Annotated in this window: 14 protein-coding genes and 1 pseudogene; 4 read left to right on the top strand and 11 right to left on the bottom strand. The window is 54.6% G+C overall.

Translation table 11 applies throughout. The annotated features are described in order from the left end of the window. Positions 1-15: 15 nt before the first annotated feature. The 4 genes and pseudogenes from HPY52_07920 to HPY52_07905 all read left to right on the top strand — a co-directional run bounded on the left by HPY52_07920 (position 16) and on the right by HPY52_07905 (position 3,579). Entirely contained in the window at positions 16-135 is a 120-nt protein-coding gene (locus HPY52_07920; protein NPV80189.1) for a hypothetical protein, read from the top strand. Between the two features lie 409 nt (positions 136-544). Continuing rightward, a pseudogene (locus tag HPY52_07915) lies at positions 545-780 on the top strand (ROK family protein). Positions 781-988: 208 nt separating this feature from the next. Then, positions 989-1,876, top strand: coding sequence for a uroporphyrinogen-III decarboxylase-like protein (locus HPY52_07910; GenBank protein NPV80188.1), 888 nt, complete (start codon positions 989-991; stop codon positions 1,874-1,876). Positions 1,877-3,258: 1,382 nt separating this feature from the next. Further along, entirely contained in the window at positions 3,259-3,579 is a 321-nt protein-coding gene (locus HPY52_07905) for a hypothetical protein (protein NPV80187.1), read from the top strand. 361 nt (positions 3,580-3,940) lie between these two features. Here the strand turns inward: HPY52_07905 and HPY52_07900 are convergent, their stop codons facing one another. The 11 genes from HPY52_07900 to HPY52_07850 all read right to left on the bottom strand — a co-directional run bounded on the left by HPY52_07900 (position 3,941) and on the right by HPY52_07850 (position 12,844). Then, positions 3,941-4,330, bottom strand: coding sequence for an ImmA/IrrE family metallo-endopeptidase (locus HPY52_07900; protein NPV80186.1), 390 nt, complete (start codon positions 4,328-4,330; stop codon positions 3,941-3,943). Positions 4,331-4,346: 16 nt separating this feature from the next. Continuing rightward, on the bottom strand, positions 4,347-4,643 hold the full coding sequence (locus HPY52_07895) for a hypothetical protein (GenBank protein ID NPV80185.1): 297 nt from the start codon (positions 4,641-4,643) through the stop codon (positions 4,347-4,349). A 125-nt stretch (positions 4,644-4,768) separates the two neighbouring features. Beyond that, positions 4,769-4,975, bottom strand: a complete 207-nt coding sequence (locus tag HPY52_07890; GenBank protein NPV80184.1) for a hypothetical protein — start codon at positions 4,973-4,975, stop codon at positions 4,769-4,771. A gap of 52 nt (positions 4,976-5,027) precedes the next feature. Next, a complete protein-coding gene (locus tag HPY52_07885; protein NPV80183.1) occupies positions 5,028-5,909 on the bottom strand; it encodes a hypothetical protein in 882 nt (293 codons plus the stop codon). A 1-nt stretch (position 5,910) separates the two neighbouring features. After that, a complete protein-coding gene (locus tag HPY52_07880; protein ID NPV80182.1) occupies positions 5,911-6,447 on the bottom strand; it encodes a hypothetical protein in 537 nt (178 codons plus the stop codon). Between the two features lie 67 nt (positions 6,448-6,514). Next, positions 6,515-8,185 (bottom strand): phage major capsid protein, encoded by a 1,671-nt coding sequence (locus HPY52_07875; protein NPV80181.1) that lies wholly within the window; start codon positions 8,183-8,185, stop codon positions 6,515-6,517. 10 nt (positions 8,186-8,195) lie between these two features. After that, positions 8,196-10,103, bottom strand: coding sequence for a phage portal protein (locus tag HPY52_07870; GenBank protein NPV80180.1), 1,908 nt, complete (start codon positions 10,101-10,103; stop codon positions 8,196-8,198). Positions 10,104-10,115: 12 nt separating this feature from the next. Continuing rightward, positions 10,116-10,436 carry a phage head closure protein gene (locus HPY52_07865; GenBank protein ID NPV80179.1) on the bottom strand — a complete coding sequence of 107 codons (321 nt, stop codon included), beginning with the start codon at positions 10,434-10,436 and terminating at the stop codon, positions 10,116-10,118. Further along, positions 10,433-11,971, bottom strand: a complete 1,539-nt coding sequence (locus HPY52_07860; protein ID NPV80178.1) for a terminase large subunit — start codon at positions 11,969-11,971, stop codon at positions 10,433-10,435. Before HPY52_07860 ends, HPY52_07865 begins: the two co-directional genes overlap by 4 nt. Further along, positions 11,961-12,425 (bottom strand): phage terminase small subunit P27 family, encoded by a 465-nt coding sequence (locus tag HPY52_07855; GenBank protein NPV80177.1) that lies wholly within the window; start codon positions 12,423-12,425, stop codon positions 11,961-11,963. The genes HPY52_07860 and HPY52_07855 overlap by 11 nt, the downstream gene beginning before the upstream one ends. A gap of 116 nt (positions 12,426-12,541) precedes the next feature. Beyond that, positions 12,542-12,844 (bottom strand): HNH endonuclease, encoded by a 303-nt coding sequence (locus HPY52_07850; GenBank protein NPV80176.1) that lies wholly within the window; start codon positions 12,842-12,844, stop codon positions 12,542-12,544. Positions 12,845-12,875: the final 31 nt, after the last annotated feature.

The following is a 12,875-nucleotide window of genomic DNA, read 5'->3' as shown; positions in this document are numbered from 1 at the left end:
CTACACCCAGATGGAATCCATGCCGCTTCACCTCAAAGAGCGATAAATCTGGGTGCTTACGGGGTGATAGGTGGCGGAGCCATAATGCGCCCCCAAAATATCATAAGGCGATTTGCGCAGGCGGTTGAGCTATAGATAAAACTTCATGATAAACATAACGAGAAATGCATTATAGGCGGTGGATACTGGCGGAACCAGAATAGGGGCAGGCTTTATTGCCCCTAACGGACGGGCCCTAGCCAGAGCATAGGCTGGCACCGACGCAGCCGGGGGCTCAAGAACATATCCACAAATCTTGCATTGAGCCTAAGAAAGCTTTTGGATTAACAGCCAAACATCTCCGCTAAAGGAATAGCAAGTGCGAGTCAGGTGGGCCTTAGGAACGGAACGATGATCTTCGCGACTCCGAATCTACCCGGATGGCAGGGGGTAAGCATTCCGATCTGGTCCTCGATTGTCTTGAAAGGGTCCACCAGATAGACTTGCAGATCTGGAAAAGGTCCTCAAAGAGATGCCCGGGTAATGAGGGAAGGAGCCACCTGCAATATGCACAGAGAACGATGCCAATGCCGCAGCCTTAGGGGAGCACGCCTTCGGGGCTGGACGAGGTTGTAGTGATATCGTGTGCTTTACTATAGGAACCGGGGGGTCGGCGGAGGAGTAACAACAGGGGACAGCTTGTACGAGGCGCCATTGGTGGTTCCGGGGAATTGTGGCACATGTCGATTGATTTCAATGGCCCTGTATCTAATTACGGTAACCGGGGGTGTATCGAGCTAAACCAGGAGGAGAGGAATGACAGGGTTAAAATATCGAAAGTAGTCGTGACCTTCCGAACGGCTTTCATAGACAATATGGGGGTAGTCGAATATGTCAGAGCTGAAAATCTTGGAGGATACAGTAATTAAGCCTAATCCGAACTTTGACCGCCTGCTAAAGGTCCTCAGGCGCCACGGAAGGCCCGACAGAATACCTTTCTACGAACTGTTTGGAAATCATGGAGGCAGTCACCGGGGAGAAATTCCCGGATCGCGCTTCGACGGTAAAGTTCTACTATAAGGCCGGTTATGACTATGTGCCAGCTTGGCCACGTTTGGATATGGTGAAAGGAAGTCTGATAGATACAAGGAGTGAGTATCCCATCAAGGATTGGCGGAGCTTCGAGAGTTACTCATGGCCTGCTATTACGTCCATAGACTATTCTGAGTTCGAAACGGTAATACCAATCCTCCCTGATGGCATGAAGATTATAGGGCAAATAGGAGGGATCTTTGAGACCGCTCAAAAATTGGTTGGCTATCAGCAGCTTTGCTATCTGATATTCGATGATCCGATACTTGTGGAGGCAATATTCGACCGCTTGGGGGCCCTCTATGAGGCTATGTATAAGGGCATGGCCGATATAGAGCAGGTGGGTGCTGTAGTCATAAGTGATGATATGGGCTTCAATACTCAAACCCTGATTAGTCCTGAAAGCCTGAGGAGATTCGTTCTTCCCTGGCACAAGCGGTTGGCACAGATTGCCCATGATGCAGGTAAGCCATGCATACTGCATTCTTGTGGGAATCTTGCCGCTATAATGGATGATATTATAGAAAATGTCGGCATAGATGCTAAACATTCCTACCAAGATACTATCTTACCTGTAACAGAGGCCAAGAGACAGTATGGCAATAGAATAGCTATCCTGGGGGGCTTTGATGTGGACAGGCTCTGTCGGAGCAACGAACTGGAGATAAGACATTATACACGCGTTCTAATGAATGAGATGGGGAATGAAGGGGGATATGCTTTCGGTTCGGGTAATAGCATTGCCCACTTTGTCCCGCCCGGGAACTATTTGGCCATGCTGGATGAAGCGTGGAGAATCCGTTAGCAACTCAGTTCATTCGTTCCGAAGGTAGATCTTGCGGCAATTAGGAAAGGCGTAGGGACATCCTGCGGTCACATGTGGCACATGTGCGCCGAAGGCCCCTTAGGGATATGCTCGGGAACCCCTGTTACAACTCGTGCCTTCCCCGATGGAAGAATCGTGTTTACAATAATACCCTGGTTGGATATTACAGTTTTTCACCCTCCATGATCAGAGCCCCTCTCTCGCCATGAAAACGCATGCTTCCCCCTGCTTATTTCTGCTATTTTCCATTATCTTCCTTGACAAGAGCATACTACTCCCTGAGCTGCTATGGCCCTCTTTATCTCCTTGACGTTGTCAAAATCCTGCACAAGAGAAGCTGAAACTTTACTGCAACGACCGGTAGATAATCTATCAATGGGGACGAAAGGGAAGTAAGAGACTTGAAGGGTATTAGGGCGCAGAGGTGGCTGGCGCTGTAACGGTGGTGAAGGAATGAGACACACGGATGTGGTAATGCACGGCAAATGGCCGCGGAGTTGACAGCTATGAGTCGCCCCGTATTCTCCCGCCAGCGCATCCGTAGTCAGGTGTCGATTCCGGTACAAAATGTCAGCGAGGATACCGGAATAACTGCCGATAATGGAGAAGAAAATGGTTCTCACTTAATACTGGGGACAATAGCGTCCGTATGAAGTGGAAGGGGTCTAGGGAGAAGGGGCACCGTTCTTCGGCGACTCCTTCCCCTTTTTTGTATCCGGTCGAAAGGCCAGGCTTTCCGCTGCCACCCGTTGCTTTTATCAATTAGAAAGTTAACCACCGCGATAACGAAAAAATTGACCACCCTGACAGGTGAATATTCCGATTTCAACCGTTCCCCTGGGCTCGTCGCTGGCTCTCACGAAACCGATATGATTCCCCCTTGAAGACCAGGATATGTGCACGATGCGTGTGCCAGTCTAATAAAGCCGTCGTCGATGCGGCATCGCCAGACACCTCCTCTCACCGGGAGAAGTCCAGGTTGCTCGTGATAGCCATACTCCCGGTCTCGTAACGTTCAGCCGCGAATTGAAATAAGAGGGAGACTTATGAAACTGAGGAGAAAGCCCTTAGAGAAGGTTTTATGAAACCCCACGTCATAGGAGGATGGGAATTGATATTATGGAGGCCCAGCATGTGCCGGGCCTCTTTTCATGTTTTGCTGTCATTTTGCTGTCAAACTGCGTTTTGTGATAGCTCTATAGAGCCCGGAGCCCTTGAGAATACTGACGCGCCCGGAGGGACTCGAACCCCCGCACTCAGAATGATAAATTCCGGATGTCCTGACGGCCATTGTAGGACATTCTGGTGCGTCCTGGTGGCTGCTCCTGCTGGGGCGGACGCAGGAGGCGATAGTCAGTCAAGTGAGTTGGGATCAGCGACGGGTCAGCGAAAAAGGACCGGAAATTTCAAATCTGAAAAAAGCGGTACTCGACCAATCCTCCCGTGGTCGCACCCCGGAGCAAATAGCTGAGGCGGAGGATGTCCCCGTGAAGTTGGTTGAAGTTTTGCTCCTCAATGGCAAAAGTGCGGTGCAGCAACAGACGGTAGCCGACGTGTTGAAGGATTCTACCGACTTGGGCATCTTGCCGATTTCGGTAAAGCCTCCGCCAACCACCTGGTGGACTTCGAGGCGATACAGAAAGACCCCAGCGAGTGCCGAGGCCTTTTATGTTTTGCTATAGTAATCTCTTTTGCTGTAGTCCTTTGAGCCCTGGGACCCTTGGAAATACTGGTGGGCCTGAGAGGAGTCGAACCTCCGACCAACGGTTTAGGAATGCGAAACCTACCGTTTTGTTCCATTGGTTATCATGCTGAAATGCTTGGTATTGCCAGATTTTTTCTCTCTGCCATAGGTTTCCATAGGTCGTTTTTGGGGGTAGTTTTGAATAGACTATCCCCAATTTATCCCCAATGCCATACCTGCGGTCGCCATAACCGTAGATGAAAATGAAAACAGCGTAGCGGAGAATCCGGATCCCAAACGCAAAAGAAGGCCCCGGCGTTTGCCGGGGCCTCTTCGTATCGCCTCGAAATCCACCCGCCTTAGGACCTTTTTGGAGGGAAGTAGGCCTCATCGCCCCCATAAACAGTAATAAGCCACCGCGCAAAATCATCAGCCTCAGCCTCTATCTGAACCCGCCGCTTCTTATCCTCGTCAGTCACGCTCTTTAGAAAAATATTGCCAATTTCGATATTTAGCACTTTGTCCATGAAATAATGTCCGAGCTCATGGGCAAGCACCCATACCCGCTCTCGAATCTTCAATTTCTTTTCCAGCACTATTAACCCATTTGGCCATCTATTTCTGTCACCCAGATAAAACCCATCTATGGGGCTCGGCAGAGAATATAATACCACTCTGATACCTCGGGCCTTCGCTAAGTCAAGAAAGCACCGATATAGTTCCCTGGCATTCCTGCGCCTGTATTCCATTCTCCCATTCCCCTTTCTATTCGATACGCCCTACTATGAGGGTAAGTCCCCGTCCTGTGGGAGCCAGCACGCCGCCACACGCAGGGTAAGGGCATTCATCGGGAGGCATCACATCGGCGACATCAGCCAAGATCTTTCGTCCGCACCGCTTGCAGACATATTCCAGGGCTTCTCCTGCCTTTCGTCTTGGCATATCGGCCTGCCATAGAAGGGATACCACCAGGGCATTCATAGACATGCCCGCTTTTTTCGCCAGAGAGGATAACCTGCGGGAGTCATCATCGGTGAGATAAAGCATTACCCGCTTCTTCATGGTTGCGCCTCCATACTAGTATTCTGCACTAATAGCAGTAAGATTACTAGTATCAGTATAGCATACTAGTATGAGAAGTCAACAAAAAGCCCGCAGGGGATGTAGAGTCCCCAGCGGGCTATGCGCTATTGATTCAGCGCCTGATCTTCGCCTATATAGCCTGCCGCTCTAGCTACCTTGGTAAGCAATGAGTCGCGGGCCTTCATGATCTCAAAAATATGCGCCCCTGCCGCAGTCGCGGTATCCTCTAAGGTCAGGTTGCGAAAATAATAATGGAGCAACACTACTGCCTCCAGCCAGGTTAGCTCAATTGGCCGGAGAATATCCATCAACGCCTTAGCCTTCCTAAAGTCCCGCTCATTCGCTATAACATACCGTTCTTGCTCACTGCTCGCATAAAATCGGGATTTCCTCTTCCCCGCTTGCAATACGCCGCCAGAGGTCCGCGCCCCGGCGCTCTTTCGCCTTTGCCGCAGCGCCCTTTCGAGCATAACAATCGTCCAAAGAATATCCTCTGCTCTCTCCTGCACCCGCGACGCCCGCATGTTCCCTCACCCTCTTTAACGCCGTGCATGTAACACAGCCCATGCCGATAAAGACGCTCAGCACCTCCGCTATGGTGATTCGCTCACATTTGGGAGTATGCAGACCGAAACGCAGTGATATGGCCAATTTCATCGAATGCGGCAGCCCGGCAATGATCCCTCGCAGGCGTTCAAGCTCTTCTTCGCGGGCTAGCCTGTCCAAAACCTCCGCCTCCACGTCTTCTTCAGGATCTTCAAAGAAATTACCAAAAGGTTCCTCGTCACCATCAGGGCCTTCAACCGGCACATCCAAAGACATACCAGCGTGCAGCGCAGGCACCAGGCGCCGTATTCTTCGCGCCTGATCCTCCGTCCAGCCCAGGGTCGCGGCAAGCTCCGCATCACTCATGCGGTCGTCCCCCCGCGCAATCCGCGCCGCCTCCGCCTGGTTGAAAATGCCTGCCCGTAGGTTCGCCTCCTGTGGCACATGCACCGGCAATGACTCACGAAGGGCTGTCAGCAGCGCAATCCTCATATACTTTGCGGCAAAAGTCTTGAAAGGGACGCCACTTCTGCAGGCATCGGATTCCGGAAATGCCGCCGCTGCACGCACCAAGGCAAGATTAGCTATTCCAAGCAGGTCATCGTAACTCAGATATTCGTTATTCCGGAATTTTCGGGCCATAAACCTTGCTAACCCCAGATGGTTCAAGATAAGCGCCTTTTGTTGTTCAGAGAGCATATCAATGCCCCCTCGGCACACACCATAAGGACAGCGCCGCCTTGACGCCAGGGGGGATACCGTCCGGCTCATCAGCACTATAGGAGTAATCGCCTAACTGCTCTCGCCTTATTGCCGGGTCCCGCCGGTCATAGCGGGCCTTGATCCACTCCAGCGCCGCCTGCTTCACATCCGCGGGCACTGTGGCCACATCAGCGCATATACCGGCCTGATACTCTATCCGATACCGCTGCCTGCCGGCCTCCCAGCCCCCCTCGCGATACAGCATCCCGCTGCCGCTGTATGTCAGGAAGTCTGTCACCTGCGTATTCGCGGTTAAGTCCGTCACCGTAGGGGTCCCCTGCACGGGATACCGGCTCAGGAACAGCATGCCCCCGCCGCCGGAGTCAAGGACATCCACCACGGGCCGGGTTATAAACCACCGGCCTGTATAAGTTTCGATCCGGGCAGATATGTTGGTGATCAACTGTGTTAGATCTACCGTCGCCGGTAGCTGCAGGTAGGTCAATGCCTCGCTGTTGGAAACCAGCTCATACATATTCCAGCGCCCCCTTTATGTGAAACTAGGGCGGGGGTTCTCCCGCCCTTTAACCACGGCGCCCGGGTTACGCCGCAGGTTGTTTGAGGATGCGCACAGCTTCCGGCAGCGCCACCTGGCCGTCTACACGGGCTATCACCCGGAATGCCACCTGGTCAGCCTCGAAGTACCGGTCTGCGCTCCGCTGCACGCCTAGATTCGCATGGTCCACGATTATATAGGCGTCGCGAAGGTCCCCGAAGAGGATGCTCTTCGCATTGAGCGCCACCGCCGGCATGTTGGAGCTCAGGTATACCGGCCTGCCAAGCAGGGTTATTGGCGCCGGACCGGTCAAGTCGGAGGTCAGCATCAGTCTACCAGCAGTATCCTTCAGCTTGCGAAGTAGACTCATAGTAGCAGGATTCATCACCCATACAGCGGTCCCCTGATATTGCGGGGGCACTGCATCATAGAGGTTCAGTATGTCGTCCACACTCACCGCTGCACCAGCTGCAGCCGCTACGGTCTGAATGTTGGCATCCTGCAGGATTCCCTTTGGCTGTCCTGCGACATTGCCATTGAAAAACGCTGCATCCTCCAGTTTCGCTAAGGCCTCGCCGAATAACTGCGAAAGCAGGGCCTCCACATTTATTCCGCTGTCGGCCAGGAGCTCATTGCTAACTTGGGTCAGGGCCCCCATCTTGTGAAGCGTGAAGGTCAGCTTGTCGAAGCTAGGATCTCCAGGCACGATAGCCGCATTCTCGGCAAGCCAGGTCGCGGTAACACCGGTAAGGCTCCGCGGTATCTCCACCTGCGCCGAATTTACCGGGCCAATGACACGGGCCACGCGCCGCATAACAGCCGTTTCCTGTCTGGCACGGAGCACCTCAGCTATGAATCCCTGGGGGGCCAACACGCCGCCGCCAGCATCCGTCCCGACGTTCAGGGCCCGCGTCTCACCCGTACGAAGATACACGTTAAATGCCCGCTGCTCATCAGAAGCAGGCGCAGGGACCACAGCAACAGGGGCAGCCGCAGGGGCCTCAGCAGGGGCCTCCTTCGCTATCTCCGCGATCTGCGCCTCTATGCTCCGGATCTCCTTGGCCAGGGATAGCTGCTCCGCGCGCTCCTCATCGGTCAGATTGTCCTTTCCCAGTATGGCACTATGCCGCTCCTTCAGTCCCGCCAGCTTCTGGCGGAGTTCCCGCTCTTTCTTCGTCATGTCCAATTCCTCCTCACGTTTCTGTATAGATGTTCCGGCGTATGCCGGCATACTAACTATGGATACTTCCCGCAGATCGGCCTCGATGATCTCACGGGCGACATTCTTGCCGGTCTTGTCTGGGGTCCATGCGTCCTTTTTGGCGATAAAGCCGAACGACATGTTCGTAATGTCCCGCCGTTTGACATTGGCCACTACGTCACGGCCAAAGGTGGTCTCCATGTTTGGCCGTATTTCCACCAGAAGGCCTTTATCATCCTCGCGCAGGGATAGGGTCCCATTGCTCACCCGGCCTATCACTTTTGCTCGGTCGTGGTCTACCAGCGCCAGGACATCCTGCTTCGCTTCGAGGCTCCGCTTGAATGCGCCTGGCCTGATACGCTCAGAGAAGAACAATCCCGTGCTATCTTGGTTGAATACCGCAGCATAGCCGGTCAGCACGGGTTGATTATCATCGCCGGCCAGCCGCATCTCAAAGTTCCGCAGCTCCAGCTCCTCCGGTTCGCTGCCCCTGGTCTCCAAGAGCCGTCTCTTCATGCTCTCCCTCCTAGTCCCTAACTGGAATTAAAGTGCATTCACAGCCAAGATGAATCGGCGGTCTTATCCTTGGCTGCCTTGCCGTCAGCTTCCTGCTCATGTCCCCCGCCGGGCCAGGGATGGATTCGCCCACATTCACGAAAGGTTCACCTATGCCTACCGTCTTTCCGCTCAGCCTCTTGCAGAATTCGCACGCGCTGGCATTGGCCTGCCAGGTTATCCTTGTAATACCAGCCTTTCGGTAGGTCTCCAGCGCTGCATCATTGCCGATATTGGCAACCTCCAGCGCCGCGATCTTGCCGGGCCGCGTAGCTTCCATGTCAGATAGGATGCTCTCCAGGGCCTCCAATATGGCAGCCTCAGCCCCTAGCCGAAGCGCCGGCTGAATTGTCGCCAGGCTTATTCCGGCGTGCTTAGCCGCATATGCCTCAGCATGGCCTTTGATGTAATTATCTAACTCATCATCTTTCCATGCCGAAGCATTGACTTCACTGGCGGCCTCTTTATTGCTCTCTGCGGCAAGCTCCCGGAATGCAGGAGTAAACTCATTCCCTATCCAGCCAGACTGCTTGTAATACTCAGCTATTGCGGTCTCAGCCTGCCCTATATCCCGCCGTCCAAGTGCTTTTCCCACTATGGCCAGTATGTCTTCCCGCTCCCTGGCTATCACCCGACGCGCTATCGCCTCGATCTGCGGCTTATGTCTCGCCAGGATTATCTGCTTCTTATCGGCTCGCGTCTCAAGGACCCCTATAGCCCGCACTGGGTTATTCTGCGGGGGTTCCGGCAATGGTGGTAGGTTCTCCTTCTGCCTTGCCTCATTTGCGGTCATGAATCCACTCTGAATGGCTATCTGGTAAGCCATGTACCGTGTTCGCGTATCAGTCCTTAACAGCCCGTCCGTCAGGAATTCCACAAAGTAACGGTTCCGTTCTCCTGGCAGGAACAACTTCAATGTGAAGGCCTCTTCGATCCGCGTCAGGAATGGCTGCAAGCTAAACGTCAGGAATTCCAGGCTTTGCGTCTCGACATTCGCGTAAGTGCCCCTCGCCGTCGGGTCCAGCATGTGCGGAGGGATCCTTAAAGCCGCCGCTATGGTCCTCATAGCGAATTGCCGGGATTCGATTAGCTGCGATTCTTGCGCGTTCCCGCTTATTGGCTGAAACTCGATCCCGTCCTCCAACACCGCGGTCCCGGCCTTGCCGTGTCCATAAGCAGCCTGCCAGCTCTCCCGCAGCCTCTTGGCAGCCTCGGGGGTGAGGATGCCGGCAGTCTTTAGCACCCCAGAAGGCCTTGCCGCGTTCGCGAAGTAGCCCGAAGCATGTTCTTCGGCAGCCAGCGCCGCGCCTATTGCTTCCCGCGCCAACTGCACGGGAGACCGGCCTATGATCCCGTCCAGCGCTAGCAAGGGCACGTGCAGAATGTCGTCAGGGCTGTATGGGGTCCGCTGCCCGTTAGCGCCAGTCACCTGGTAGATGATAGGGCCCCCTGCCGGCATTTCCACCTGCACCTTTGATGGGTGTAATGGCCACAACGCCACTGGTATACCGGTATCGCCCCACTGCACCAGCACATAAGCATTGCCATATAGAAGTAAGCTGGTAGCAACCGTTTCCTTGAATGTGAAAGGCGTCATTAACGGATTAGGGACCTCGTGCATCAATGCGTATATTGGATGATCCTCAGCCCGCCTGCGTCCGCTGTCTGTTCGCTCATAGACTACCAGGGGCAGGGACGCCGTAAGCTCCGCCACTAGCCGCACAGCGCCCAGGACAGCCGGATGTGTCAGCGCTGTCTCAGGGGTTACCGTTATGCCGGCATTTGTGCCCCAGCCCATAAGAGGCACCCAGCCGTCGGGGTCCCTTAGTCCGAACGCTCGTTTTTCCTCTTTGCCGAATAGCCTTCTCCAAAAGCTCATCATACCGCCCCCTTATGGCCGCGTATCGGTCTTGCCCTCGCATTCAAGATGGTGTCGTGCAAAACTCGGGTCTTTTACCGCCAGGATTTCTACCTTGGTGTCTCCCAGCTCGATCCTGTCGCCCTGGCGTATGTCCACCTCCGGGCCGCAGTAGAAGATATACTCCAGCGTTACGTTCAGGGATGCCGCCACAAAACGATCCTGCATATTTGCTATCCTCAGCCGCCCCTGGATGGTCCCTATGGTCACCCATTCGCTTATAGGCTCGTTAAACTCGTTGTAGTAGGTCGTGAATCGCTTCTGGGTGAATGTGTTATTGAATAAATGTCTCACAACACGATCACGCCCCTTTCTTCGTAAGGGTTGCGCTTCTGCGGCCTCAACATCAGACGGCTTATAGCCAGCACTAAAGCCATGATCCCATCAATCCTTTGTGTGCTTTTGGCCTTCGACGGTTTGATATTGCCCGCCGGGTCCTGCTCCACCATCACATTGTCAGCGCACCACCTCAGCACAGGATGCCCGCCATGCACCAGCTGCCGGTTCATAATCAGGGCCTCCAAGTGTTTCGTCGGAGCACTAAGGCTTGCGTAACCCATCCCTACCGGTATCATTTTGGCGCCATCCTCCTGCAGCCGCTGGATCAACATGTCAGCATTCCAGCGGTCATATGCCCATTCCACCACGCTGTATTCCTTGGCCAATTCCTTGATCTTCGCCTCGACATACGAATAATCAATGCAATTCCCAGGGGTCATGTGTACATATCCCTGTTTTGCCCATGTCAAATATGGCACGCGATCGCGTTCTTCCTTCTTCTGCGCCGTATCCCCAGGAATAAAGAAGTGCGGTATCACCCGCACCGTCCCATCCTCCATCGGGAAGGCCAACACCACAGCCGTTAAGTCTGTGGTAGTCGATAAGTCGATGCCGGCGTAACAGTCCCGGCCTTTCAGCTTCTCGGCCTCCACGGGGCCCCCGCATGCGTCCCATGCCGCCATATCTAGCCACCGTGTCTCCTGCGAAGTCCATTGATTGAGATATAGCCTGCGGAACGTGTTCTGCAAACCTGGCTGCTCCTTCGCCCGCCGGTATAGCTCGCGCATCTCCTCCAGGCTCCGAAAGTCGCCCAGGGCCGGGTTCGCCTTGCGCCAGGTTTCTTCGCTCTCCCAGTCATCGCCCTCATCAGCCGCGTAAATCACGGCATAGAAGCTAGGGTCCTCTATCACGCCGTCAAGGATCTTCTTTGCGTAGTCGTGCTGCTCATAGCAAATGCTGTTTCGGTCATACCCCGCCGTAGTTATCGTGAATATCAGGGGCTGCGTCCGGGCCCCTGTCGAAGTCGTCAGCACGTCCCACAGCCTGCGGTTCGGCCAGGCATGCAATTCATCCGCTATAATGGCATGTGCGTTAAAACCATGCGAGGAGTCCGCGTCAGCCGCTATCACCCGGTAAAAGCTCCCCATGGCCGGGTAAACTATCCGCTTCTGCGAATCCACCACCTTCAGGATCTTCTTTAACGCCGGCGCCTGCAGCACCATCTCCCGCGCTATGTCGAATGTCAACGCCGCCTGATCCCTGTCACACGCCGCCGAATATATCTCCGCGCCCTTCTCACCATCGGCCACAAGCATATACAGCGCTATAGCCGCAGCCAGGCTCGTTTTCCCGTTCTTGCGGGGTATCTCTATATATGTCGTCCGGTATCGCCGCGTCCCGTCAGGCCTCAAAGTGCCAAAGACGTCGCGAATGACCTTCTCCTGCCATGGCCGAAGGTCGAATGGCCGGCCAGCCCATTTGCCCTTGGTATGCTTGAGGAGATTTATAAACCTCACGGCATGGGCCGCCCGCGCCTCACTAAACGCCACTATCTCTGCCTGCCTTCAGGAATTCTTCCAGCTCGTCTTCGGCATTTTCTTTGGCGAGGTCCAGCCCGGCTCGGGATGCAGGATCTAGTCCGAATCTCGCCGCCCACTTCTGCGCCGCTGCCCGATATTCTCGCGCCAGCTGACATGCCGGGTTCTTGACTAATCCCCTGTCGCCAGGCACCAGCAGACCTCGGGCTTCGACATCCTTTTCCGCTGCCTCCAGCCTGGCCAGGCATAAGCAGTAGTCTGCAAGGCCTTGGCCGTCTATCTCGGTAAGCAAACCCAATTTCTCCAGCTTTGGCGCAAGCTCATTCCAATATCGCACAGCTGCTGTTGGCAGCCAGTCAGGGCATCCAGGAGCCACCGGCTTTGGCTTCGGCTCCCCTTTTGGCAAGGGACGCCGCCCAGGGTTGCCTTCCAGCACCTTTAGGGCCGTCGGTTTCCGCCTGCTCATGGCATATCCTCCCTCCGCAAAAACCAGATTTTAACTGCACTCGTTCAGAAAAGGCCCCGCACCCGGTCCCCAGGGGATGGGTCTAGAAAAAATGGCCATCTAGAAGGGACGACAGCTTATCCCCCCTCCTTAGAGTGCATGCGTTCATGGCAGGCCTCACATAAGGGAAGAAGGTTATCTGCGCTATTGCTCCCACCTTCTGCCAATGGCTTGATATGGTGAGTGACAGTCGCCGCAGTCAGCCGGCCTTCAGCCTTGCACAGCACGCATAGGGGCTGCCGTTTGAGGGCCCACATTCGTGCTTTCTCATAGCGCCTGGTGTAGCCTCGTTGCCTTGCGCTTCCCCTGCGTCTTGCATCCTCGCGCCGGTATTCCCTGACATGCTCTTCACAGTAGCCATGCCCGCCAGGTATCTGCAAATTAGGGCACCCAGGATACCGGCAAGGGCCT

This window comes from Bacillota bacterium (assembly GCA_013178415.1).
Lineage (GTDB): Bacteria > Bacillota > SHA-98 > Ch115 > Ch115 > Ch115.
The sequence above is the reverse complement of the archived record's forward strand: the minus strand, read 5'-3'. Positions and strand labels throughout refer to the sequence as shown.